General features: G+C 66.5%; 22 protein-coding genes. 6 read left to right on the top strand and 16 right to left on the bottom strand.

Annotated features, from left to right (window positions below):
- Positions 1-38 precede the first annotated feature (38 nt).
- From bioD to bioA, 3 genes are read left to right on the top strand one after another with little or no spacing between them, the layout of a single operon-like run.
- Positions 39-683, top strand: coding sequence for a dethiobiotin synthase (gene bioD, locus CJZ80_RS01025; RefSeq protein WP_094510225.1), 645 nt, complete (start codon positions 39-41; stop codon positions 681-683).
- 9 nt (positions 684-692) lie between these two features.
- The gene (locus CJZ80_RS15400) at positions 693-848 is read left to right on the top strand and encodes a hypothetical protein (protein ID WP_198948191.1); all 156 of its coding nucleotides are present in this window, start codon (positions 693-695) and stop codon (positions 846-848) included.
- A gap of 19 nt (positions 849-867) precedes the next feature.
- Positions 868-2,133, top strand: a complete 1,266-nt coding sequence (bioA, locus tag CJZ80_RS01020; RefSeq protein WP_094510224.1) for an adenosylmethionine--8-amino-7-oxononanoate transaminase — start codon at positions 868-870, stop codon at positions 2,131-2,133.
- A 7-nt stretch (positions 2,134-2,140) separates the two neighbouring features.
- Here bioA and CJZ80_RS01015 read toward each other — a convergent pair whose 3' ends face one another.
- Positions 2,141-2,407 (bottom strand): DUF3143 domain-containing protein, encoded by a 267-nt coding sequence (locus CJZ80_RS01015; protein ID WP_094510223.1) that lies wholly within the window; start codon positions 2,405-2,407, stop codon positions 2,141-2,143.
- Positions 2,307-2,900 carry a J domain-containing protein gene (locus CJZ80_RS01010; protein WP_094510431.1) on the bottom strand — a complete coding sequence of 198 codons (594 nt, stop codon included), beginning with the start codon at positions 2,898-2,900 and terminating at the stop codon, positions 2,307-2,309. The genes CJZ80_RS01015 and CJZ80_RS01010 overlap by 101 nt, the downstream gene beginning before the upstream one ends.
- A 75-nt stretch (positions 2,901-2,975) precedes the next feature.
- Between CJZ80_RS01010 and rsmG the strand changes: the two genes are divergently transcribed.
- Positions 2,976-3,734, top strand: a complete 759-nt coding sequence (gene rsmG / locus CJZ80_RS01005) for a 16S rRNA (guanine(527)-N(7))-methyltransferase RsmG (protein ID WP_094510222.1) — start codon at positions 2,976-2,978, stop codon at positions 3,732-3,734.
- On the opposite strand, the gene CJZ80_RS01000 is transcribed toward rsmG, so the two are convergent.
- The 6 genes from CJZ80_RS01000 to CJZ80_RS15770 all read right to left on the bottom strand — a co-directional run bounded on the left by CJZ80_RS01000 (position 3,731) and on the right by CJZ80_RS15770 (position 7,085).
- Positions 3,731-4,945 (bottom strand): aldo/keto reductase, encoded by a 1,215-nt coding sequence (locus CJZ80_RS01000; protein WP_094510221.1) that lies wholly within the window; start codon positions 4,943-4,945, stop codon positions 3,731-3,733. The genes rsmG and CJZ80_RS01000 overlap by 4 nt on opposite strands.
- 32 nt (positions 4,946-4,977) lie before the next feature.
- On the bottom strand, positions 4,978-5,346 hold the full coding sequence (locus tag CJZ80_RS00995; protein WP_094510430.1) for a ferredoxin: 369 nt from the start codon (positions 5,344-5,346) through the stop codon (positions 4,978-4,980).
- Positions 5,347-5,434: 88 nt separating this feature from the next.
- Complete coding sequence (locus CJZ80_RS00990; protein ID WP_094510220.1) at positions 5,435-5,827, bottom strand: DUF1257 domain-containing protein; 393 nt, start codon at positions 5,825-5,827, stop codon at positions 5,435-5,437.
- 27 nt (positions 5,828-5,854) lie between these two features.
- The gene (locus CJZ80_RS00985) at positions 5,855-6,067 is read right to left on the bottom strand and encodes a DUF2997 domain-containing protein (protein WP_094510219.1); all 213 of its coding nucleotides are present in this window, start codon (positions 6,065-6,067) and stop codon (positions 5,855-5,857) included.
- Positions 6,068-6,123: 56 nt separating this feature from the next.
- Positions 6,124-6,939, bottom strand: coding sequence for a HEAT repeat domain-containing protein (locus CJZ80_RS00980; RefSeq protein ID WP_094510218.1), 816 nt, complete (start codon positions 6,937-6,939; stop codon positions 6,124-6,126).
- 20 nt (positions 6,940-6,959) lie between these two features.
- The gene (locus tag CJZ80_RS15770) at positions 6,960-7,085 is read right to left on the bottom strand and encodes a hypothetical protein (RefSeq protein WP_255099860.1); all 126 of its coding nucleotides are present in this window, start codon (positions 7,083-7,085) and stop codon (positions 6,960-6,962) included.
- 63 nt (positions 7,086-7,148) lie between these two features.
- Between CJZ80_RS15770 and CJZ80_RS00975 the strand changes: the two genes are divergently transcribed.
- Positions 7,149-8,435: an MFS transporter gene (locus CJZ80_RS00975; protein WP_233132689.1), complete on the top strand. Its 1,287-nt coding sequence runs from the start codon at positions 7,149-7,151 to the stop codon at positions 8,433-8,435.
- A gap of 167 nt (positions 8,436-8,602) precedes the next feature.
- Here the strand turns inward: CJZ80_RS00975 and rlmN are convergent, their stop codons facing one another.
- The 7 genes from rlmN to rpsT form a co-directional block, all read right to left on the bottom strand.
- On the bottom strand, positions 8,603-9,682 hold the full coding sequence (gene rlmN / locus CJZ80_RS00970) for a 23S rRNA (adenine(2503)-C(2))-methyltransferase RlmN (protein WP_369802961.1): 1,080 nt from the start codon (positions 9,680-9,682) through the stop codon (positions 8,603-8,605).
- Positions 9,673-9,831, bottom strand: coding sequence for a chlorophyll a/b-binding protein (locus tag CJZ80_RS00965; protein ID WP_094510217.1), 159 nt, complete (start codon positions 9,829-9,831; stop codon positions 9,673-9,675). Before CJZ80_RS00965 ends, rlmN begins: the two co-directional genes overlap by 10 nt.
- A 3-nt stretch (positions 9,832-9,834) precedes the next feature.
- A complete protein-coding gene (locus CJZ80_RS00960; RefSeq protein WP_094510216.1) occupies positions 9,835-13,905 on the bottom strand; it encodes a DNA-directed RNA polymerase subunit beta' in 4,071 nt (1,356 codons plus the stop codon).
- Between the two features lie 61 nt (positions 13,906-13,966).
- Positions 13,967-15,871: a DNA-directed RNA polymerase subunit gamma gene (locus tag CJZ80_RS00955; protein WP_094510215.1), complete on the bottom strand. Its 1,905-nt coding sequence runs from the start codon at positions 15,869-15,871 to the stop codon at positions 13,967-13,969.
- Between the two features lie 54 nt (positions 15,872-15,925).
- Positions 15,926-19,222: a DNA-directed RNA polymerase subunit beta gene (rpoB, locus tag CJZ80_RS00950; RefSeq protein WP_094510214.1), complete on the bottom strand. Its 3,297-nt coding sequence runs from the start codon at positions 19,220-19,222 to the stop codon at positions 15,926-15,928.
- A gap of 230 nt (positions 19,223-19,452) precedes the next feature.
- The gene (locus tag CJZ80_RS00945; protein ID WP_094510213.1) at positions 19,453-20,301 is read right to left on the bottom strand and encodes a TatD family hydrolase; all 849 of its coding nucleotides are present in this window, start codon (positions 20,299-20,301) and stop codon (positions 19,453-19,455) included.
- A 199-nt stretch (positions 20,302-20,500) separates the two neighbouring features.
- The gene (gene rpsT / locus CJZ80_RS00940) at positions 20,501-20,809 is read right to left on the bottom strand and encodes a 30S ribosomal protein S20 (protein WP_094510212.1); all 309 of its coding nucleotides are present in this window, start codon (positions 20,807-20,809) and stop codon (positions 20,501-20,503) included.
- A gap of 131 nt (positions 20,810-20,940) precedes the next feature.
- Here rpsT and hisD point away from each other — a divergent pair, with 131 nt between their 5' ends.
- Positions 20,941-22,224: a histidinol dehydrogenase gene (hisD, locus tag CJZ80_RS00935; RefSeq protein ID WP_094510427.1), complete on the top strand. Its 1,284-nt coding sequence runs from the start codon at positions 20,941-20,943 to the stop codon at positions 22,222-22,224.
- Positions 22,225-22,272: 48 nt separating this feature from the next.
- Here hisD and rpiA read toward each other — a convergent pair whose 3' ends face one another.
- On the bottom strand, positions 22,273-22,986 hold the full coding sequence (rpiA, locus tag CJZ80_RS00930) for a ribose-5-phosphate isomerase RpiA (protein WP_094510211.1): 714 nt from the start codon (positions 22,984-22,986) through the stop codon (positions 22,273-22,275).
- Positions 22,987-23,023 lie beyond the last annotated feature (37 nt).

The following is a 23,023-nucleotide window of genomic DNA, read 5'->3' as shown; positions in this document are numbered from 1 at the left end:
CTCATGCACCAGCAGCATCTGAACGAGGCAGCACGTTCATGAAGCAGCAACTGATCATCTGCGGCACGGACACCGACGTGGGCAAGACCGTGGTCAGCGCCCTGCTGACCCTGGGGCTGGGCGCCCACTACTGGAAGCCGGTGCAGTGCGGGCTCGAGGACGGCGGCGACCGTGACCGGGTGGGCCGGATGCTGGGGCTGACCGCCGCGCAGATCGAGCAGCGATTACTGCCGGAGGCCTACCGCTTCGCCGCGCCGGTCTCGCCCCACTGGGCTGCCGAGCTGGAAGGGGAGCATCTCGAGCGGGAGCGGCTGGATCTTCCCGCCGTGGACGGACCGTTGGTGGTGGAAACGGCCGGCGGGCTGCTGGTGCCCCTGCGCCGTGACCTGATGCAGATCGATCAGATCCAGCGCTGGGGGTTGCCGGTGGTGCTGGTGGCCCGCAGCGGACTGGGCACCCTCAACCACACGCTGCTGTCGGTCGAGGCGCTGCGGAGCCGCCAGATCCCCCTGCTGGGCCTCGTGCTCAACGGCCCCCCGCATGCCGACAATCCCGGCACCTTGCGCGAGCTGAGCGGTGCGCCGCTGCTGGGCTGCCTGCCGCCGCTGCCGCTGCTGGGCGCCGCCGCGCTGGCCGAGGCCTGGGAGACCAGCGGCCTCAGCAGCGCCCTCGGCGCCCCGTAACCTTGGCGCATGACCCGAAAGCACGCGCTGGTCAGCACTGTGGTGGCAGCGATCTGCACCGCCGTGCTGGTGATCTTCACCGACATCGAGATCTCGGTGGTGCGGTGGGTGAACTGCGGCCCCCTGGCCGCCGAAGGTGAGCGCGAAGCCCGCCGCTGCCGGTGAAGGCCGCCGTTCCTGCCCGATGAGCTGGCATCCCCATCTCTGGCATCCGACCACCCAGGTGGCCACGAGCGAGCCGCCGCTGCGGGCTGTGCGCGGCCGGGGCGCCCTGCTGGAACTCGATGACGGCCGCCAGTTGATCGACGCGATTAGTAGCTGGTGGGTGACCCTGCACGGGCATGCCGAGCCCACGATCGCGGCAGCGGTGGCCAGCCAGGTGACGGAGCTTGAGCAGGTGATCTTCGCCAACTTCAGCCATCCCCAGGCCGAGCAGCTGGCCACAAGCCTCAGCGCCGCCAGCGGGCTGGAGCGGCTGTTCTTCTCCGATGACGGCTCCACGGCCGTGGAGGTGGCCCTGAAGATCGCCTGGCAGTGGTGGCGGAATCGTGGCGAGGACCGCCCGCAGTGGATCGCCTTTGACGGGGCCTACCACGGCGACACCTTCGGGGCGATGGCGATGGGGGAGCGGTCCCTGTTTTCGGCGCCCTTCGACCCGCTGCTCTGCCCGGTGGCGCGGGCCCCCTGGCCCTCCACCTGGTGGCACGATCCGCTGGTGGCAGAGAAGGAAGAGGCAGCGTTACAGGCGCTCGAAAGCCTGCTGGAACGTCCCACGGCGGCGGTGATCCTGGAGCCGCTCGTGCAGGGGGCCAGCGGCATGGCGATGGTGCGTCCCGGCTTTCTCCAGGCGGTGGAGCAGCGGGTGCGCCAGGCGGGTGCCCTGCTGATCGCCGACGAGGTGATGACCGGCTTCGGCCGCACCGGCGCGCTGTTCGCCTGCCGCAAGGCGGGGATCCGTCCCGACCTGGTGGCGCTTTCTAAAGGCCTCACCGGAGGCTTCCTGCCGATGGGGGTGACCCTGGCCAGCGAGCAGCTTTACCAGGGGTTCATCAGCGGGGACCCCACCCACACCTTCTTCCACGGCCACAGCTTCACGGCCAACCCGCTGGGCTGCGCCGCGGCCAACGCCAGCCTGGCCCTGCTGGCCGGAGCTCCGGAGCGGTATGCGGGCTTCGAAGCGCGGCACCGGCCGCATCTCGAAGCGCTCGCCGCCGATCCGCGCGTGGAGCGGCCGCGCCTGTGCGGCACCATCGCCGCCTTCGACCTCAAGGTGGCCGACCCCGGCTACCTGAACCGCAGCGGGCGGGTGCTTCAGCGTCTGGCGCTGGAACGGGGCGTGTTCATCAGGCCCCTGGGGCAGGTGGTCTATCTGCTGCCGCCCCTGTGCCTCACTGACGACCAGCTGGCCCACTGCTACGGCGTGATCCAGGAGGGTCTGGCCGCCCTGTGAGCGCGGCTCAGGGCCCGGCCAGGATCGCTGATTCCACATCGGCGCGGGTGAGGCCATAGGGAAACAGCCGCACCGTGCTGCGCCCGTCCTGGTGCCAGGTCACGCGGATGTCCTCGACCGCGAACTCGATCAAGGCACTCCAGTGCGGCTGATGAAGATCCCAGGAGCTGCGGTCACTGCGGCTGGGGCTCGCTCCCAGCTGCCGCAGCCATTGCTCCAGGGCCGGCAACGGATGGTTGTAGAGGGGCGTCTGAAGCGGAGGCAGGGCGTTCATCCCCAGCGGTATCACCGGATGGAGGGGCAGTCTGCACGGACACGGGCAACACCAGCAGATCAACTCCCCGCCACCAGGCCAGACCGAGCCCCAGCACCAGGCTGCACACCAGGGCGGCACCGAGCAGCACCAGCGCGAACCACTCACCGCCCGAAAGCGCCCGGCGTGCGGAGAGGGCGCGCTGCCCAGCGGGAACCCCCAGGCCGGGGGCGGCCGTGGCCTTCTGGAGCGCTGCAGCTTTCTGCAGCTGCAGCAGCCGCAGCTGCCGGTCGTAGGCGTGGCGACTATCGGGGTCGCTGAGGGTGGTGTAGGCCGTCTGCAGGCGCTGAAACTGCTGCTCTGCTTCCGCAGCCGGCAGAGTGGTGGTGTCGGGGTGGTACAGCTTGCTCAAGGTGCGGAACGCCAGGCGCAGCTCCTGAGCCGTCGCCGTGGTCGACAGACGCAGCAACTGGTAGTGGGTCTGCCCCCCTCCTGGACGTTCGCCTGCAGCCACCAAGCCCGCACCGGGTCTGCGAGATCCTAGAGATCTCAGTCGGTTCTGCCGGCGCGGATGGTGACCTCCTAGGGAATGAACGCTCCGCTCGATCCCCTCAGCCCCCCGGACCAGGCCAGAGACCTGACCACGATCTGGCCCGCACTCGGCTGGCAACCCGACGCGGCGCAGTTGGGCGCACTCGAAGCGCTGCAGCAGGAGCTGCGCCAGTGGAATGGCCGCCTCAACCTCACCCGGCTGGTGGAGGGCGACGACTACTGGATCGCCCAGGTGTTCGACAGCCTCTGGCCCTGGCGCTCCCTGCTATGTAGCCCGGCGGCGCCGCTGCAGCTGGTGGACGTGGGCACCGGCGGCGGCTTCCCCGGCCTGGTGCTGGCGATCGCCCTGCCCCAGGCGCGGCTCACCCTGGTGGATTCGGTGGGCCGCAAGGCGGCGGCCGTGCAGGCGATGGCCGCCGCGCTGGATCTGGGCGAGCGGGTGGTGGTGCGGTGCGAGCGGGCGGAACTCACAGGCCACAGCCGTGATTGCCGCGGCCGCTTCGACTGGGCCCTGGCCCGCGCCGTGGCCGCGGCGCCGGTGGTGGCCGAATATCTGGTGCCGCTGCTCAGGCCCGGGGGCCAGGCGCTGCTCTACCGGGGCCAGTGGGGCGCCGAAGACCAGCAGGCCATGGAGCGGGCCGTGCTGCCCCTGCGGGCGGAGCTGCGGCGGGTGGAGCGGCAGGAGCTGCCGTCAGGCCGTGGTGTGCGCCATGCCGTGGTGGTGGCTTCCACTGGACCATGCCCCAGGCTCTACCCCCGTCCCGTGGGCGTACCCGCCAAGCTGCCGCTGGGCTAGGCGGCCGCCTCCCCGGCCATCAGCCGCTGGTGCGGGGTACCTCCGAGCCGACGGCGCAGTCGGCGCAGCAGCTCGGGGATCTGGGCGGCCCAGGGGCTGGCCCGTAGAGCCGCCAACAACGCCGCCTCGCTCACCTCGGCATCGAGGGCATCGGCATTGGCACCGGGAAACCAGTGCCCCCCCTGCCCCAGCAGGCCGTAGCGAGCGCGGCCGAAGCTCTCGAGGTCCCAGGCTTCCAGCAGGTTGTACAGCCAGAGCAGCACCGGCACGTTGATGCCACCGGGGGTGTCGCTCCAGTCGGGCAGCCCCTCCTGCCAGCTGGCCAGCCAGGCAGCGCCGAGCGCGTCGAGCCGCGCTTGTTCCAGCCGCTCCAGCACCGGCGGCAGCAGCTGATCAGCCTCGGGGAGCCGCTGCACAGCCTCCAGGTGCAGGTCGAGGTCCTGGGGGCAGGCCGCTCCGACGCTGAGTGTGTGCACGTCGGCGTTGGCGAGGCAGAAAAGATCGTTGAACACGATCGGATGCAGTGGCGCGCACAGCTCACACAGCCGCTCCGAGGGGCTGTGCAGGTGCCCCCCCTTGTCGGTGGGGCTGATCAGGAACACGCCCATGTCATGGCGGTGGGCGGCCTCGATCGCCGCGCTGTTCTGCTGGCGGATGAAATACCAGTGCAGGTTGATGTAATCGAAGGCATCACTTTCGATCGCCTCCAGGATCAGCGGCAGCGGAGCATGGGTGGAGAAGCCGACAGAGCCGAGCCTGCCGTCGCGCTGCCAGCGGCGCACCACCTCCAGGCAGCCGCCCGGGCGGAGGGTCTGCTGCAGGTGCTCCGGCAGGTTGACGCCATGGATGGCCAGCAGATCGAGCCGCTCCACCTGGAGCCGCGCACAGCTGAGTTCCAGCTCGGCCTCGAAGGCGGCGGGATCCTCGTGCGGCGGCACCTTGGTCTGGAGGATGCGCTGCGGATCCGGCGTGGGCCCCAGCAGCCAGCCCAGCTGCCGTTCAGAGGTGCCGTAGTGGCGCGCCGTTTCGATGTGATGCAGGCCATGGGCGCGGGCCCGCTCCAGGGTGGCCGCCACATTCGCCTGGCTGGCCGGGGTGATCTGGTCGCCGGGAAGGTCGCTCCAGCTCTGCTGGTAGCGCATGCCGCCGAGTGAAAGCACCGGCATGGGCAGACCGGTGCGGCCGAAACGGCGCGTGGGGATGGGCGGCATCACCGGTGCTGCTGCGGGACGGGTGGGGAGATTCAGGGCCGGGGCAGGGTGCGCTTGACCCGTGCCGCGCAGGGCAGGCCCAGAGGGTGAAGCTCCTGCTGGCGCAGTTGCTCCTCCAGCGCCGGGATCTCCTCGTAGGCCACCCAGTGAATGCAGTCGACGGGGCAGGTATCGATCGCTTCTTGAATCGTCTCGGTGCTATCACCGTCCTGACGGATCGCACGTGAGCGTCCCCACACGGGCTCCACCAGAAAGGTGTTACCGGCCACGTGGGCGCAGTAACGGCAGCCGATGCAAACGGCCTCGTCGACCCAGACGGCCCGCTGACGCAGACGCCCGCCCAGCAGCGGTTCACGCCCGGTGGGCACAGGGCGTGCCGTGGCCGCGGCCGTGAAAGCCAGCGAAGGATCAGCAGCTGCAGCAGCGCCCGGGACTGCACCAGAGCCGGTGGCTGCCGTGGCGGACTCGAGCCGGTCAGGCGGCACGGACTCAGGCGTCCCAGCGGGACACGACCAACTCGATGCTGCCGTCGACGGCCTGGGTCTGCTCCGTGACCTGGAACCCTTCCGCTGCCGAAGCGGCAAGAATGGAACGGAGTGCGTAGCGCTGGGTGACCTGGGCCAGGAAGCGCTCCACAGGCACGGGCTGCTTCCACAGATCGAGGTCGGTCACCAGCTCGTAGCTGTTGCTGGTGGCATTCCAGCGGAAGCCGATATCGCCGCCACCGCTTTGCGCCACGCAAAGGTCGGCGAGCACGGTCTGGCCGCGATAGCCGCGCACCGGGCGCTCGCTCGGATCAGGCTCATGGCCGAGATCACGCAGGGCGCCGAGAAGGGCCTCACGGTCGCGGAGCTCGGTCTTGACGGTGCTGAAGTGCGACATCGAAACAGGGGGCGAACAGTGAAGGGTTCAGGCGGAACGCTGCTCGACCGGCAAAGCCGCCGAGGAGGTCTGGATCTGGCTCTGGAAGGCTTCCGCCGTGCTGCTGCGTTGCTGAACGCTGCCGAGGCTGGATTCGATCCGCTCGGTCAGCTGCTGGCAGCCCTCACCACGAAATCCCTGGACCAGCTCCTCGACGGTGCCGTCGGGCCGGATGCGAAATCGGATGGTGTGCTGAGCCATCCTGCGGCAGAAAGCGTGGCCGGATGCTAGCCGGATCGATCAAACCGTGCGGCGCTTCAGTTCAGCAGGCCCTCATCGACCAGTGTCTGCAACCGTTCCAGCACGGAGGGATCCTCCAGTTGCTCCAGGGCCACGCGGGCCTCGTCGCGCACGGTGGCGTCGTTGTCGTTCAGCAACACGTCCACAAGCACACCCACCAGCTCCGACTGGCGCGGGGGGACGAGATGGTCGTACAGGCGGCCGAGTGACCAGGCGCTGTTGCTGCGCACCACCGGCTCGCTGTCGATCCGCAGGCTCAGCAGCAGCTGGGCAGCCGCCTGATCCGCCTTGGCCGCTCCCGTGCTGCCGGCATCCGCCAGCGACCCGGCTGCCCACAGACGCACGGCGGCGATGTCGAGCTGAAGCGCCCGGATCAAGGGGTTGAGCACCGGCGCTTCCGGGTAATTGCCCAGGCTCCAGGCCACCGCCTTGCGCACGTAGCCGTTGGCATCGTCCTGAAGGAGGGCCAGCAAGGGCTCCACCGCCCGCGGATCGGGGTTGCGCCCGAGGGCGTACACCGCGCTCATCCGCAGGATCGGGCAGGTGGAAGCCAGCAACGGCAGCAGCCGTGGCACGGCGCGGGGATCGCGGTGTTCGCAGAAGATGCGCAGCCCCTGCATGCACTGGTCGTGGCTGCCGGCCAGCAGCTCCAGGCCCAGATCGCACTCAGCGGCGATGTCGCCCTGGCCAGGTTCGAGCGTGTCGATGGCATCAAGCGGATCGAGAGCCAGTTCCTGAGCCAGCTCACCGGCCAGCAGCTCCGGATCGAACGCCAGTTCCGCCGGGCTCCTTGAGAACGGCGGCACGGATTCGCTGCTGGCTTCGTCTTCCATGGGCACCAGACTGCCCCTCCTCATCCAATCGGCGCAGGCGCTGCCATGTCGCCGGGAAGCCAGATCCTCGCACTCACGGCGAACAGGGCCAGGCCGAAGAGCAGCACGATTCCGGCCGGCAGCAGGGTGGAGCGAAAGAACGACACGGAAAGTCCTGGTGGTGTTGGCATTCTGAAGGCATAGGGTTCGCCCAGTCGTGAACGGGACCCTTGCCGCCTGTTTCCAGCCCTGCCCCAACCGTTCCGTCCTGGCGCCGGCTTGTGGCCGTGGCGGCCGCCGGTGTGGCCAGCGGTGCTCCCTACATGGTGGGCAGCCGCCTGCTGCAGGGCTGGCTGAGCGCCAGCCAGGTTCCGCTGGGGTTGATCGGCCTGATTCCCCTGGCCGAATTGCCCTACACCTTGAAGCTGTTCTGGGCGCCGCTGCTGGATCGCTGGCCGATCCCCTGGCCCGACCGGCGCCGGGGCTGGTTGGTGCTGCTGCAGCTGGTGCTGGTGGTGGTCACCGCCGCGATGGCGCTGCTGCGGCCGAGCACCGACGCCACCAGCCTCGCCGCCATCGGCGTGATGGCGCTGGTGCTGGCGATCTGCAGCGCCACCCAGGACATCGCCGTGGATGCTTACCGGACCGACCTGCTGTCGGAACTGGAGCGGGGGCCCGGTGCGGCCGCCGCCTCGCTGGGCTACCGGGCGGCGATGCTGGCAGTGGGGGCAGGGGGATTCCTGCTGGCCGGGCGCTTCGGCTGGCCGGCGGCCTTTCTCGGCTCGGCGGTGCTGATCGCCGCCATGCTGCCGTTCACCCTGACGGCACCGCGGCTGCCCGCCATCGACCATCCGGTCACCAGCCTGCGCCAGGCGGTGCTGGGCCCAGCCCGGGAATTCCTGCGGCGCAGCGGCCCGAACCGCTCCTGGCAACTGCTGCTGCTGGTGCTGCTCTACCGCTGGCCGGATGGCCTGCTGAGCGCCATGGCCATCCCGTTCCTGACCAGCCAGGGCTTCAGCCCCGCCGACATCGGCCTGGTGCAAGGCGGCTGGGCGGTGGCCGCCACGATGGCGGGCACGGTGCTGGGGGGCGTGCTGTTCAGCCGGCTGGGCATGAACCGCTCCCTGTGGCTGTTTGCCGTCGCCGGGGCGCTCGGCAATCTCAGCTACTGGGCACTCGCCCAGTTCGGAGGCGGGCTGGCAGGGCTGATCACGGTGGTGAGCCTGGAGAATCTCTCCGGCGGGATGGTGGGCGCGGTGTTCGTGGCCCTGCTGATGAGCCTCTGCAACCCGCGCTTCTCCGCCACCCAGTACGCCCTGTTCTCCGGCGTCTACGCCATGAGCCGCTCGGTGCTGGCGGCACCCGCCGGGCTCGTGGCCGAGCGGGCGGGATGGGGACCGTTCTTCCTGTTCACCGTGACGGCAGCGCTGCCGGCCTTCCTGCTGATGCTTCAGCTCACGCCATGGAGCGAAGCGGAAGCCCGCGGGGCGTTCGATCCCTCCCGCGATGCCACCTGACGGGTGACCCACGGTCGTTGTTGGCTGGTGGGTGAGAGCGGCCCTGATCCAGCGGCTTCAGCGTGCCTGGGTGAGGCCGTCTGCAAAAGACGCGCTGGCATGCCGTACAACGGCGGCGCGCCTGTCTCATCCGCGCGCCACAGCGGAGTGGCCTCAGGGGAAAGGCCTCAGCCGGTCGGTGCCAACCGTCGCCGCAGTTGGCCGCAGGCGGCGTCCTGATCCAACCCCCGACTGGCCCTGACGCTCACGGCCACATGGCGGTCCTGGAGGGCACGCCGGAAGGCCTCGACCCGCTCCAGGCTGGGGCGTTGGAACTCCTCTTCCTCAATCGGGTTGTAAGGGATCAGATTCACGTGGCTCTGGAAACCGCGCAGCAGCTGGGCCAGGGCCACCGCCTGGCGCGGGTGGTCGTTGAGCCCGCCCAGGAGGATGTACTCGAAGCTCACACGCCGACCGGTCAGAGCCACGTAGCGGCGGCAATCGTCCAACAGCCGTTCGAGTGGGTAGGCGCGGGCCGTGGGAATCAGCTGCTCCCGCAGCGACTGATCAGGCGCATGCAGGCTTACCGCCAGGGTGAACTGGGCGCGGCCGAGCCGTTCGAGGGCCCGCTCGGCCAGCTGCGGCAAGGTCTGGGCGACCCCAACGGTGCTCAGGGTGATCTGGCGCTGGGCCATGCCGAGATCAGTGCACAGGCAGTCGATCGCGCCGAGCACGGCCTCGATGTTGAGCAGCGGCTCACCCATGCCCATGAACACCACATGGCTGGGGCGCTCCCCCATCACCTCGCGCACCGTGAGCACCTGATCAACGATTTCATGCACCGCCAGGGAGCGATCAAGGCCGGCCTTGCCGGTGGCGCAGAAGCGGCAGGCCATCGGGCAGCCCACCTGGCTGGAAACGCAGACCGTGAGCCGGTCCCGGCTGGGGATGCCGACGGTTTCGAGGCTCAGCCCATCGGCGGTGGCCAACAACAGTTTGGTGGTGCCGTCGCTGGCCACGCTGCGAATCAATTCGCGCGAACGGCCGATCGGATCGGCCTGCTCGACGTCGGGATTGCCGCCGAGCCGCTCACGCCAGAGCTTCGGCAGCACGGTGACATCGGCAAAGCGCCGGGCGCCCTTCGCGTAGATCCACTCGTGAAGTTGGCGGCCGCGGAAGGCGGGCTGGCCCTGGGCCACCGCCCAGGCTTCCAGGGCCTCAAGCTTGAGGCCCAGCAAGGGAACTGTGGGAGGAGCCGTCAGGGCCACACCAGCAGGCCATGACCCAGCTTCCACTCCACGGCCAGCAGAGCGATGAAGCCAAGCATGGCGAGGCGGCCGTTCAATAGCTCGGTGTGGTGGTGGAAGCCGAAGCGCGGGAGGCGGCGCTGCGGGACGATCGGGGGTTGGAGAACCATGGATCAGTCGTCGCTCAGGAGACCTTCTTCCAGCAATCCTTCCACGGCGGCCGGATCAGGAATCAGCTCCTCTTCCAGACCTTCCTCGACACTGGGCCGGGCGAAGGCGGCAAAGGTGCTGGCCGTGGCTTCGATGCCCCGCTTGCTGCGCACCGCATCGAGCTCGTCCTCGGAGGGGTCATCGAGCACCGCGGGGGCGGCGACAGCCGTGGCTGCCGGCATCTCCACGGTGTAATCGGGACGCAGGTTGGCCACGCGGCGGTAACCGCCGGACTCCTCATCAAGGATGTCGGGATGGGGGCCGGCTTCGCTGCGCAGCTCTTCCTCGAAACCACCGAAACCAGTACCGGCGGGGATGAGCCGACCAATGATGACGTTCTCCTTGAGCCCGCGCAGCCAGTCGCTCTTGCCTTCGATCGCTGCTTCGGTCAGCACCCTGGTGGTTTCCTGGAAGCTGGCGGCAGAGATGAAGCTGTCGGTGTTGAGCGACGCCTTGGTGATACCCAGCAGCACTGGTGTGAACTCCGCGGGAGCGCCACCGGTGATCGCCATCGCCTGGTTCACCTGCTCCACCTGGCGCAGTTCGATCAGTTCGCCCGGCAGCAGGGTGGTGTCACCAGCATCTTCGATGCGCACCTTGCTGGTCATCTGACGGACGATGACTTCGATGTGCTTGTCGTCGATGGTGACGCCCTGGGATTTGTACACGTTCTGCACTTCCTGCACCATGCGGAACTGAAGCTTGGAGATGGCTTCCTGAGCCGCTTCCATCGAAGGCTTGCGGGAACGCAGATCCTCGAAGTAGCACTCGAGCAGTTCGTGTGGGTTGATCGGGCCGTCGGTGAGCATCTCACCGGCACTCACCTGCTGCGCGTCGTTGACCATGGCATTGCGGCCATGGGAGAGCTGGTAGTCGGTCTGGGCGTCGTCGGATTCGATCACCGTCACCGTCACAGTGTCGTCGTCTTCGCCCTGCTTGATCTGCACCGTGCCCGACCTGCGCGAGAGCACCGCTGATTCACGTGGACGGCGGGCTTCGAGCAGTTCTTCGATGCGGGGCAGACCCTGAACGATGTCACCCGTTTTCTGGCGCTCAAACACCAGCAGCGCCAGAGCATCACCGCGCTGCACCAGTTCACCGTCGCGGACGTGCAGGACCGAATCGGGGGACACCATGTAGGGGCGGCCGAGACGGATCGTGATCGTGCTGCCGCTGATCGCCTCCACCTGGCCGCAGCAGTCGGCGCGGATGCCTTCGGCGAGGAGCTCACCATCGACGAGGCGCTGACCGACCGTGACAGCGATGGCGGCCGAGCCGCAGTCGACGTCTTTGGTGTCGTGAGCACGCTCGACGATCAGACGGCGGACGGGCTCCCCATCCACCGGGTCAGGCAGCTGAACCAGGCCGTTCTCCTTGCAGAGGATCTGGGTGGTGGCGACCACGTCGCCGCTCTTGACGGCCATGCCGTCCTCCACCTGGAGCTTGGTGTGGGTGGAGCCGTGGCTGGCGTCGGAGAGAGTGTCGCGGCGCACGAGCAGGGTTTCGAGAATCACCAGCTGCAGGCGTTCGATCGTCTTGGCACGTTTGTCGGGCACCACTTCCACATCCACCGTCATCTGGGGGGTGGTGTCGAAGGTTTCAAGAATCAGCTGGGTGCGCAGCAGTTCCACGCCCTCCACCGACTTGATCACCTCACCGTCTTTGTAGGTGAGACGCTGGGTGGCTTTGAGACCGAGCGACGGTCCGCCGTTCTGCTTGATCGTGCCCAGTTCAGGCAGGTGGGCCTGATCGGGAATGGTGTATTCCTCAACTGGACGCAGCAGCAGCGCCCCTCCTTCGGGAGTATCCACTGCCTCGACATACACCATCGCCTCGGTGACAAGGCCCGGAGCGATTTCCTCCCCAGGATTGTGCAGCTTGCCTTCATCGGCATAGCGGCCCAGCACCTTGCTGTCCGAGACGAGGTGGAGAGTGCCGGAGCGAACGATGATCTCGCGAAGGATGTCGTTCTTCTGGGTGACGGTGACGATACCAGCGATCTGGCTGAAGATGTCCTTGACGACTTCAGTGCCGGCTTCAATCCACTGGCCGTCCTCAATCATCAACAGGGAGATGTCCTTGTTGATCTCATGGGTTTCGGTGGGAATCCACAGCAGGGTGCCGCCTTTGGACACCTCGTAGCCGTTCTTGGCCGACCGGGCCTTTTTGATCGAGAGGCCGGGGGCGTACTTCACCATGCCGCCCGTCTGGGTGCGGAAGCGGTCATCGGCCAGCTCGGCAATCACTTCGCCGGTGCCGATCTTGCTGCCAGGGTGGGTGCGCACCACGTAGCGGGAATTGTCCTTGCCTTCCAGGTGCCAGGTTTCCCCCGAATGGGTGGATTCATGCACCAGCTTGCAATCCTTGAGGGTGAGGCTGGCGGTGACGATCTGCACTTCACGCGAATCGCCCGCCGATTCCCGCAGGCGAACAGCGCCACCGTGCTCACTGACGAGCCGGCTCTCGGCGAGCACATCGCCGGTGGTCACGGGCTTGTTGCCGGCCACCACGGGCTGGGCATTGGGAGGAAGGTTGTACACATCGCCGGCCAGCACCCACATCCGGCCCAGGCGCTGAGCCTTGAGGGTGATGTTGCCCTGGCGGTCGGTGACTTCCCGAGGTTGGATCACGTCCTCATAGCGCACCTGCCCGGCCAGGTCACAGATCACGTCTTTGGTTCCCTTCTCCACGCTCTTCTTGACGGACGTGCCGGCCGAGATCTGGGCCAGGACCGTGTCGGCCGGGATCGATTGGCCGTTGGAGACGAACAGGATGGAGCCGCCAGTGACATCCACCTTCTGCACCTTGCCCTTGGCGCTCGGAATCACCGAAAGGGTGAAATCGGTTTCGGCAATCTGAGCCTCCACGCCATGGGGCGTGCGGTGCTGACGCACTCGGGCCTTGGGGCCGAATTCCGCCACCCCTTCCAGCAGCGAGCGCACCACCCCGGTTTCAGCCGTGGACACACCACCGGTGTGGAAGGTGCGCATGGTGAGCTGGGTGCCGGGCTCACCGATCGACTGAGCAGCGATGATGCCGACGGCTTCACCCAGGTCCACCAGCTGGTTGTGGGCCAGAGCCCAGCCGTAGCACTTGCGGCAAACCGAACGGGCGGCCTCACAGGTGAGCGGAGAGCGCACCAGCACGGTGCGCACACCGGCGGCTTCGATCAGCGCCGTGATCGGCTTATCGATTTCGCCATCACGCTCGACCAGCACCTCGCCGGAGGAAGCCACCACAGGCTCCGCAGCCAGGCGGCCGACCAGCTTGGCCTGGAAACGGCCTTTTTCATCGGCCTGAATGGGGATGCCGCGAGTGGTGCCGCAGTCGTCTTCCCGCACGATCACGTCCTGGGCCACGTCCACCAGACGGCGGGTGAGGTAGCCGGAGTCGGCGGTACGCAGAGCCGTGTCCACCAGACCCTTGCGGGCGCCGTAGGACGAGATCACGTACTCGGTGACCGTGAGCCCTTCGCGGAAGTTGGTGCGGATCGGCAGGTCGATGATCTCCCCCTGAGGGTTGGCCATCAGGCCGCGCATGCCCACCAACTGCCGCACCTGGGACATGTTGCCCCGGGCGCCGGAGTTGGCCATCATCCAGACGGAGTTGAGCGGGTCGTTGTCGTTGAAGTTCTTCTTGACTTCCTCGACCAGACGCTCGTTTGTTTCGGTCCAGGTGTCGATCACCTTGGTATGGCGCTCCACCTCGGTGATTTCGCCGAGCCGATAGCGTTCTTCGGTATCGGTGATCTGCTGCTCGGCTTCCTCGAGGAGGCGCACCTTCTGCACAGGAATCCGCAGATCTTCCACCGAGATTGAAACGGCCGCCTGGGTGGCGTAGTGGAAGCCAAGGTCCTTCAGCTCATCCGCCATCGAGGCGGTGGCCGCTGTGCCGTGGTGCTTATAGGCCCACGCCACCAGGTTGCGCAACGCCTTCTTGTTGATCTCCTTGTTGATGAAGCGGGGGGCTTCTTTGGTCAGGGGAGCGTTGCGGCGACCCTGATCGGACGTGGAGGTGGAAGGTGTGCTGGTCATGGGGGGGCGCGGAGGAAGGCGGGTGGAGGAGGGCAGAAACAACTCGGGCGGAACTGAGCCTTCAGACGGCGGCCACCGCATCGATGATGGTGACGTTCATCACGACGCGGCCGACAGTGGTGAGCAGGTAGCGGCTGATGAGAGCACCGTCTTCATCGAAGCGGTCGCGGCGGTATTTCCATTGCTCGATGCGGGTGCCATCGCTGAGCGTTTCCTGCTTGAGGGGAACATCGCTTTCGTCCTCGTCGTCGATCTCACCGGAGAAGCGAACCCACACCCAGTTGTGCAGGGCGAGGTGCTTCTCATCGAAGGCATTGAGCACATCGGCCAGGCCAGCGAAGGTACGGCTCCTGTCACCGAAGGCCGGCTTCGCCTCATTGCGATCGAGAGCCGTGAGGTAGTAGATGCCCAGCACCATGTCCTGGGAGGGGGTGATGATCGGCTCGCCGGTGGCCGGCGAGAGGATGTTGTTGCTGGCCAGCATCAACATGCGAGCTTCCGTCTGAGCTTCGATCGCCAGTGGCACGTGCACGGCCATCTGGTCACCGTCGAAGTCGGCGTTGAACGCAGGGCACACCAGCGGGTGCAGCTGGATGGCGCGACCATCCACCAGCTTGGGCTCGAACGCCTGAATGCCGAGACGGTGCAGCGTGGGGGCCCGGTTCAGCAGGATCGGGTGACCTTCAATCACCTCCTGAAGCACCTGCATCACTTCGTCGTCGGCGCGCTGAATCAGCTTCTTGGCCGCCTTGATGTTGTTGACGATGTTCTGACGGATTAGCCGGTGGATCACGAACGGCTGGAACAGCTCGATCGCCATCTCCTTGGGCAGACCGCACTGATGCATCTTCAGCTTGGGGCCCACCACGATCACGGACCGGCCGGAATAGTCGACCCGTTTGCCCAGCAGGTTCTGGCGGAAGCGCCCCTGTTTGCCCTCAATGATGTCGCTGAGGGACTTGAGCGGCCTGTTGTTGGCGCCCACCACGGTGCGGCCCCTGCGGCCGTTATCGATCAGGGCATCGACAGCCTCCTGCAGCATCCGCTTTTCGTTGCGGACGATGATCTCGGGAGCCAGGATCTCCTGCAGCCGCGCCAGGCGGTTGTTGCGGTTGATGACCCGGCGGTAGAGATCGTTGAGGTCGGAGGTGGCGAAACGGCCACCGTCGAGCTGCACCATCGGGCGCAGATCCGGCGGAATCACGGGGATGGCATCAAGCACCATCCACTCCGGCCGGGCATTGGTGGCGATGAAGTTGTCGATCACCCGCAGGCGCTTGATCAGCTTTGCCCGCTTCTGACCCTTGCTGCCGGCGATGTCTTCGCGGAGCTGTTCAGCGATCTCGGTGAGGTTGAGATCGACAAGCAGCTGCTTGAGAGCTTCCGCACCGATGCCCACAATGGGCTCGTTCTCGATCTCCGAGTCCTCGGCGTAGATCTGATCCTCGATCTCCAGCCACTCATCTTCCGTGAGCAGTTGCTTGTAGGTGAGGTCCTTGTGGTCGCCCTTTTCGAGCACCACGTAGCAGTTGAAATAAACGATCTGCTCCACATCCCGCAGGGGCATGTCCAGCAGGATCGCCACGTAGCTGGGGATCCCCTTCAGATACCAAACGTGCGACACCGGAGCCGCCAGCTTGATGAAGCCCATGCGGTGACGACGCACCCGGCTCTCGGTGACCTCCACCCCGCAGCGCTCACAGACGATGCCACGGTGGCGCACCCGCTTGTACTTGCCGCAATGGCACTCCCAATCCTTTGAAGGGCCGAAGATCTTTTCGCAGAACAGCCCGTCCATCTCGGGCTTGAGCGTGCGGTAGTTGATCGTCTCAGGCTTGGTGACTTCACCGACCACCTGACCGTTCGGCAGGGTGCGTTGCCCCCACTGCATGATCCGCTCGGGGGAAGCGAGCGTGATCTTGACGTAGTCGAAGTGGTTTTCGGTGCGGAGGTTGCTGTTGGTCATGGCCGGGGTGTCGCGCGGACGTCAAGGAGTACGGAACGGATCAGGCGTGGATCTTCAGTCGTCGTCGAAATCCGCGACGCCGAGCGACTCGTAGGTGGGCCGGTTGGGGGTGCTGCGGCGAGGATTGACGTCCTGCATGAGGTCAACCTCAACGCCTTCGTCGGTGTACACCGCGATGTCCAGACCCAGGGACTGGAGCTCGCGCATCAGCACCTTGAACGACTCAGGTGTGCCGGGGCGAGGGATGGGCTTGCCCTTGACGATGGCGTTGAGCGCCTCGTTGCGGCCCTGCATGTCGTCGGACTTGACGGTGAGCAGCTCCTGCAGCGTGTAAGCGGCGCCGTAGGCCTCCAGGGCCCAGACCTCCATTTCCCCGAGCCGCTGGCCGCCCTGTTGGGCTTTGCCGCCGAGAGGCTGCTGGGTGACGAGCGAGTAAGGGCCGGTGGAGCGGGCGTGGATCTTGTCGTCGACAAGGTGCACCAGCTTGAGGATGTGGGCATAGCCCACGGTGACCGGTTGGTCGAACTTCTCGCCGGTGCGACCGTCGATCAGCTGGATCTTGCCGGGGTTCTCGGGGTCATAGACCCAGTCTTTGCCGGGTTGATTGGCAGCTTCTTCGAGGTACTTCTGCACAGTGTTCTTGGAGGTTTCATCCCCGTGCATCTCATCGAAGGGCACCACCTTCACGCGGCAGCCCAGGTGGGAGGAAGCCCAGCCCATCAGGCACTCGAACACCTGGCCGACGTTCATCCGGGAGGGCACACCCAGCGGGTTCAGCACGATGTCGATGGGGGAACCATCAGGCAGGTAGGGCATGTCTTCGCGGGGAAGAATGCGGCTGATGATGCCCTTGTTGCCGTGGCGACCGGCCATCTTGTCGCCCACCTGAATCTTGCGGCGCTGGGCCACATAGACGCGCACCACCATGTTGGCGCCCGGCGGCAGTTCATCGCCCTGCTCGCGGGTGTAGATGCGCACGTCCACCACGCGGCCCCGTTCGGTGTTGGGCACCCGCAGAGAGTTGTCGCGCACATCGCGAGCCTTCTCGCCGAAGATCGCACGCAGCAGCTTCTCTTCCGGCGGCTGATCGGATTCCCCTTTGGGCGTGACCTTGCCGACGAGGATGTCACCCGATTCGACATAAGCGCCGATACGGATGATGCCCATTTCGTCGAGATTACCGAGGCTCTCTTCCGCCACATTGGGGATTTCCCGCGTGATCTCCTCGGGTCCGAGCTTGGTCTGGCGGGCTTCGATCTCGTACTTCTCGATGTGCACCGAGGTGTAGAGGTCGTCCTGCACGAGCCGTTCGCTCACCAGGATGGCGTCTTCGTAGTTGTAGCCCTCCCAGGGCATGTAGGCGATCAGCACGTTCTGGCCCAGGGCAATCTCACCGCCCTCGCAGGCAGATCCATTGGCCAGCACCTGGCCGGCGATCACCGCATCGCCCTGCTTGACGATCGGGCGCTGGTTCAAGCAGGTGTCCTGGTTGGAGCGCTGGTACTTCTGCAGCAGGTGGGGATGGTCGACACCGTCGACATCGCGGATCACGATCGCCGTGGCATCCACGAAGGTGACCACACCGTTGACACGGGTGATCGGCACCATGCCGGAGTCGCGCGCGACCTGGGTTTCCAGACCAGTGCCCACCAGCGGCCGCTCGGGCCGGAGCAGGGGGACCGCCTGACGCTGCATGTTCGAGCCCATCAGGGCACGGTTGGCGTCGTCGTGCTCCAGGAAGGGGATCAAGGAGGTGGCCACCGAAATCACCTGCACCGGCGACAGCTGGACGTAGTCCACCTGGGTGGGTGGAACGGTTTCGAAATCCTGGCGGTAGCGGACCGGAACCAGTTCGGCCTGAATGCGTCCCTCGGCGTCGGTGGCCACGTCGCCAGGAGCAACGCGACACTCGTCTTCGAGGTCGGCGGAGAGATAGATCGGGTCGCCCTGCTTCAGGACGATGCCATCCTCAACGCGCCAGAAGGGAGTTTCGATGAAGCCGTATTCGTTAACCCGCGCGTGGGTGGCGAGCGAGCCGATCAGACCGGCGTTCGGCCCTTCCGGCGTCTCGATCGGGCAGATGCGTCCGTAGTGGGAGGGGTGAATGTCACGCACGGCGAAGCCGGCGCGCTCCCGCGTGAGGCCCCCTGGGCCGAGGGCGCTGATGCGGCGTTTGTGGGTGAGCTCGGCCAGAGGATTGGTCTGGTCCATGAACTGGCTGAGCTGACTGGAGCCGAAGAACTCCTTGATCGCCGCCACCAGGGGCTTGGGGTTCACCAGCTGAGCCGGGGTGAGCGATTCGGTCTCACCGACGGTCATGCGCTCCTTGATGATCCGCTCCAGCCGGTTGAGGCCGACGCGCACCTGGTTCTGGAGCAGCTCGCCCACCGAGCGGACACGGCGATTGCCGAGGTGATCGATGTCGTCGACTTCGTAGCCGGGCTGTCCCAGCTGCAGGCCGATCAGGTAGTCAAGGGTGGAGAGCAACTCCTCCTTGGTGAGCACCCGGGTTTCGTCGGGAACCGTGAGCCGGAGCTTCTTGTTGATCTTGTAACGGCCGACCCGGCCGAGGTCGTAGCGCTTGGCATCGAAGAAGCGGGAATCCAGCAACTGCTGGCCACCGCTTACCGACGGGGGCTCGCCTGGACGCAGCTTCTTGTAGAGCTCCAGCAGAGCCTGATCCTGGGAGGTGATCAGCTCGACGTTAGTGGCTGTTTCGATCGTCTTGCGGTAATAGTCGGGGTGCCGCAGTTTGTCGAGCACGTCGACGTCTGACAGGCCCATGGCCCGCATCAGCACGTGAGCGTTGATCTTGCGGGTCTTGTCGACCCGGACGTGCATGAGCTCGTTCTTATCGGTTTCAAACTTCAGCCAGGCACCGCGGTTGGGGATGACACTGGCGTTGTAGGTCTTGCGGCCGGTCTTGGGGTCGGGTTCTTCCTTGAAGTAGACGCCGGGGCTGCGCACGATCTGGTTGACGATCACGCGCTCAGCGCCGTTGATGATGAAGGTGCCGCGCTCGGTCATCAGCGGCAGCTCACCGATGAAGACCTCCTGCTCCTTGATCTCACCGGTTTCCTTGTTGACCAGCCGGCAGGTGACATACATCTGCGAGGCGAACGTGGCGTCACGACGCTTGGCGTCTTCCACGTCGTGGCGGGGGCGCTTCAGCCGGTATTGATCGCCGACGAAATGCAGCTCAAGCTTTCCCGTGTAGTCGGTGATCGGGGAGAAGCTGTCGAGCTCCTCGATCAGGCCTTTCTCCAGGAACCATTTGAAGCTCGCCCTCTGTACCTCCACGAGATCGGGCAGGTAAGTGGCGGTCTTGGCGACCTGGATCGCGCTGCTCATGCGGGGACCTGCAGTACGGAGGGGGAGGAGTGACCTGGAACGGGGGCGTCAGCGGCTTGAAATGCCCTGGGGCTCAAGGCAAGGGGGAATGAGCCGCCTGCGCGCTGGAAGCGGGCGGATCAGGCGGGTGTAGCCGGAAGGGGCGGCCCGCCTGAATCCGGCCTATGGAGCTCTGTTCAAGACTGCTGACGTCGACAATGGAGCGCTCGCGCTGCCAGACCAATAAAACATCATACACATTGAGGAATGGATGTCACAGGAAGTCGAAAAAGACCTACCGCATTGGCGGTGCTGCAAGCCGCCACTTCTGTGAGGGTTTCCCCGCGCAACACAGCCATCCGCTCGGCCACGGAGGCCACAAAGGAGGGTTCATTGCGCTTGCCCCGACGGGGGACCGGTGCGAGGAACGGGCAATCGGTTTCCACCAGATAGCGGTCGGCCGGCACCTGGCGGGCACAGGCGTGGGTGGCTTCGGCTTTGGCGAAGGTGACGGTGCCGCTGAAGCTGATCAGCAGCCCCAGCTCCAGAAACCCTTCCATTTCTTCAGGGGTTCCGCCCCAGCAGTGCATCACCCCGCGGGGGCAGCGTCCTTCGCTCTGCCGGGCTCGCAGCTCGGCCAGCATGGGTTCGGCCGCATCGCGGCAGTGGATGATCACCGGGAGATCCAGCTCCACGGCCAGGTCCAGCTGCGGACGCAGGATGTCAAGCTGCACCTGAAGATTGGTGGCACGGAAGCTGTCAAGGCCCAGCTCCCCGATCGCCACCACCCGCCCATCGGCCTGAGCGGCAGCGCGCAGCACCGCGGGGGTGTCGTCCTGCCAATGCTCGGTGTCGAGCGGATGAACCCCCACGGAGTAGCGCAGCTCAGGGATGCGATCGGCGAGGGCGCGAATCGCCGGAATCTCGGCAGGTTCGACGCAGGCGTGCAGCAGGGAGACCACCCCGGCCTGGCGCCAACGCTGAATCACGTCCTCGAGATCGTGCTCGAAGTTGCGAAACACCAGATGGCAGTGGCTGTCGATCAGTGCTGGCGTGGTAAACGCTGGCGTGGTCAGTGCTGGCGCGGACTGGCCTGTCATGACGGCGGCGTGGAAGGGCAGCGGCGTAGACCGGACAGAGAGGTGGAGACGAGGTAGTGCCCTGAACTGCAAGGAGCCCTGCAGGGGAGGGCAGCTTGGAGGGGGTGGCACCTGTAGGACATCTGCCGGGGCTGCAGTGCCTGCAAGCTCAGGCAGTGAGCTGCGTTGATGAACAAAGGAGAGAAACCCCGGCGGGCGATCAGGCCTTGGGGGCGGTTGCCGGTTCGATCGCCTGTTTCACGGCGTGGCTGAGCCGGGACTTCTGGTTGGCGCCGGTGTTGCGGTGAAGAACGCCGCGCTTGACGGCCTTGTCGATCTTGCTGAAGGCCGCATTCATGGAGCTGCGAACCGCTTCCTTGGCCTCATCGCCAGGCTGCTGCTCGTAGCTGGAGACGGCGGTGAGGCAGCGCTTCATGAGCGTGCGCACAGCCGACTTATAGGAGCGGTTCTTCAGCCAGTTGCGCTCGGCAACCAGGATGCGCTTCTTCGAGGATTTGTTATTGGCCACAGGCGGGTTCGGCGCTGAATCGGCAGTCGCTGATCCTACCTTCAACCCTGCCGACCTGCCCAGGGGCGGGGATCTAGCTTGAACCGACACGCACGAGGCCCCCGGTGACCAACGCACCAGCAGCTCTGGCGATGCAGGTGCTCCAGGAACCGGAGGCGATCGGCAGCCGGCTGGAGGAGATCGCCCAGCGCACCGGCAGCGCCGAGATGAGCGAGGCCGCACGGCAGGTGGACGCGATCCTCGAGCGGGTGCGCCTGGAAGGGGATCAAGCGCTGCTGGATCTCACCGAACGCTTCGATGGTGTGCGGCCCGACCCCCTGCGCATTCCGGCGGAAACGCTCGCCGAAGCCTGGCGCACCTGCCCCGCAGACCTGCGCAGTGCCCTGGAGCTGGCCCATCGCCGCATCCTCGATTTCCACCAGCGCCAGCTGCCCCGCGACATCAGCGTCAGCGGCGTGCATGGCGAGCGCCTGGGCCGGCGCTGGAGCCCGGTGGATCGGGCCGGGCTGTATGTGCCTGGCGGCCGGGCCTCTTACCCCAGCACCGTGCTGATGAATGCGGTCCCCGCCACTGTGGCGGGCGTTCAGCGCCTGGTGATGGTGACCCCACCGGGTCCCGACGGCTGGCCCAACCCGATCGTGCTGGCAGCGGCCCACCTGGCCGGCATCCGTGAGATCTACCGCGTCGGAGGGGCCCAGGCGATCGGGGCGCTCGCCTACGGCACGGATTCGATCCCGCGCGTGGATGTGATCACCGGCCCGGGCAACCTTTACGTAACCCTGGCCAAGAAGGCGGTGTACGGCCGGGTGGCGATCGATTCCCTCGCCGGCCCGAGCGAGGTCCTGGTGATCGCCGACCAGAGCGCCAATCCCACCCATGTGGCGGCCGATCTGCTGGCGCAGGCGGAGCACGACCCGATGGCGGCGGCAATCCTGCTCACCACCAGTGCCGCCGTGGCCAAGGCCGTGCAGCATGAGGTGGAAGCCCAGCTGCGCAACCACCCCCGGGCGGAACTGGCGGCCACCGCCCTGCGCGACTGGGGGCTGATCGGCATCTGCGCATCGCTGGAAGAGGCGGCTCGGCTCAGCGACCGCTTCGCCCCGGAACACCTTGAGCTGCTGGTGGAGCGGCCAGCCCCACTGGCCGACCACATCCGTCATGCCGGAGCGATCTTCCTCGGCCCCTGGAGCCCTGAGGCGGTGGGCGACTACCTGGCCGGCCCCAACCACACCCTGCCCACTTCAGGCACGGCCCGCTTCGCCGGCGCCCTCAGCGTGGAAACCTTTCTGCGCCACACCAGCCTGATCCAGTTCAACCGCCAGGCCCTGGAGGCCACCGGCCCCGCCGTGATCGCCCTGGCGGACAGTGAAGGCCTGCACAGCCATGCGGAATCGGTGCGGCTGCGGCTGAACTGAAGCCCGCCGCAACCGCTCTTGTCACGCCGCCACAACCGCTGACGCCGGTCAGCGCTTCGGCAGGTCTTTCACCTCGGGCACGCCGTCGGTGATCTGACCCACCAGCACCTGGTCGGCCAGGTTGACGAACAGACCGTTTTCAAGCACGCCGGGGATGTTGTTGATCTCCTGCTCCAGCGAAACCGGGTCGCCGATCCCGCCGGGGAACTTCAGGTCGAGCACGAGATTGCCCTGGTCGGTCACCACCGGGCCGGCCTTACGCACGGCCATGCGCAGCTCCACCTCCGCGCCGATCACCTCCAGCTCCGACTTCACCTGACGCCAGGCGGCGGGCAGCACCTCCACCGGCAGAAGAAAACCCAGATTGAGCCGTTCCACGAGCTTGGTGGAATCCACCACCACAACGAAGCGCTGGGCACGGCGCGCCACCAGCTTTTCCTGCACGTGGCAGGCACCGCCGCCCTTGATCAGCTGGAAGTTGGGGTCGACTTCATCGGCACCGTCGATCGCCAGGTCAATCCGCTCCACCGCGTTGAGGCTCTGCAGCGGGATGCCGAGCTCCGCAGCCAGCACTTCGCCTTGAAACGACGTGGTCACGCCCACGATGTTGGTGAGTTCGCCACGGCTGAGCTTGGCGCCCAGCTCCTTGATCATCAAGGCGGCCGTGGAGCCTGAGCCCAGACCCAGCACCATGCCATCCCGGATCTGGTCAACGGCCGCAGCAGCCACCGCCTGCTTCATGCGGTCCTGCAGATCTGACATCGAAGGCGCGCCAAAGGCCGTGACCGTAGCAAGGGCG

Origin of the sequence: Synechococcus sp. MW101C3 (assembly GCF_002252635.1) — a bacterium.
Lineage (GTDB): Bacteria > Cyanobacteriota > Cyanobacteriia > PCC-6307 > Cyanobiaceae > MW101C3.
Note: the sequence above shows the minus strand (reverse complement) of the source record. Positions and strands in the feature narration are given on the sequence as shown.

Excerpts from the sequence above, each read along its gene's own strand:
- rpiA (WP_094510211.1), bottom strand. The coding sequence starts at position 22,986 with ATGTCAGATCTGCAGGACCGCATGAAGCAGGCGGTGGCTGCTGCGGCC.
- CJZ80_RS00965 (WP_094510217.1), bottom strand. The coding sequence starts at position 9,831 with ATGGTTCTCCAACCCCCGATCGTCCCGCAGCGCCGCCTCCCGCGCTTC.
- CJZ80_RS00945 (WP_094510213.1), bottom strand. The coding sequence starts at position 20,301 with ATGACAGGCCAGTCCGCGCCAGCACTGACCACGCCAGCGTTTACCACG.
- bioD (WP_094510225.1), top strand. The coding sequence starts at position 39 with ATGAAGCAGCAACTGATCATCTGCGGCACGGACACCGACGTGGGCAAG.
- CJZ80_RS00980 (WP_094510218.1), bottom strand. The coding sequence starts at position 6,939 with ATGGAAGACGAAGCCAGCAGCGAATCCGTGCCGCCGTTCTCAAGGAGC.
- rsmG (WP_094510222.1), top strand. The coding sequence starts at position 2,976 with ATGAACGCTCCGCTCGATCCCCTCAGCCCCCCGGACCAGGCCAGAGAC.
- CJZ80_RS00955 (WP_094510215.1), bottom strand. The coding sequence starts at position 15,871 with ATGACCAACAGCAACCTCCGCACCGAAAACCACTTCGACTACGTCAAG.
- CJZ80_RS00985 (WP_094510219.1), bottom strand. The coding sequence starts at position 6,067 with ATGGCTCAGCACACCATCCGATTTCGCATCCGGCCCGACGGCACCGTC.
- CJZ80_RS01000 (WP_094510221.1), bottom strand. The coding sequence starts at position 4,945 with ATGCCGCCCATCCCCACGCGCCGTTTCGGCCGCACCGGTCTGCCCATG.
- CJZ80_RS15400 (WP_198948191.1), top strand. The coding sequence starts at position 693 with ATGACCCGAAAGCACGCGCTGGTCAGCACTGTGGTGGCAGCGATCTGC.
- rpoB (WP_094510214.1), bottom strand. The coding sequence starts at position 19,222 with ATGAGCAGCGCGATCCAGGTCGCCAAGACCGCCACTTACCTGCCCGAT.
- bioA (WP_094510224.1), top strand. The coding sequence starts at position 868 with ATGAGCTGGCATCCCCATCTCTGGCATCCGACCACCCAGGTGGCCACG.
- CJZ80_RS00990 (WP_094510220.1), bottom strand. The coding sequence starts at position 5,827 with ATGTCGCACTTCAGCACCGTCAAGACCGAGCTCCGCGACCGTGAGGCC.
- hisD (WP_094510427.1), top strand. The coding sequence starts at position 20,941 with ATGCAGGTGCTCCAGGAACCGGAGGCGATCGGCAGCCGGCTGGAGGAG.
- CJZ80_RS01015 (WP_094510223.1), bottom strand. The coding sequence starts at position 2,407 with ATGAACGCCCTGCCTCCGCTTCAGACGCCCCTCTACAACCATCCGTTG.
- CJZ80_RS00960 (WP_094510216.1), bottom strand. The coding sequence starts at position 13,905 with ATGACCAGCACACCTTCCACCTCCACGTCCGATCAGGGTCGCCGCAAC.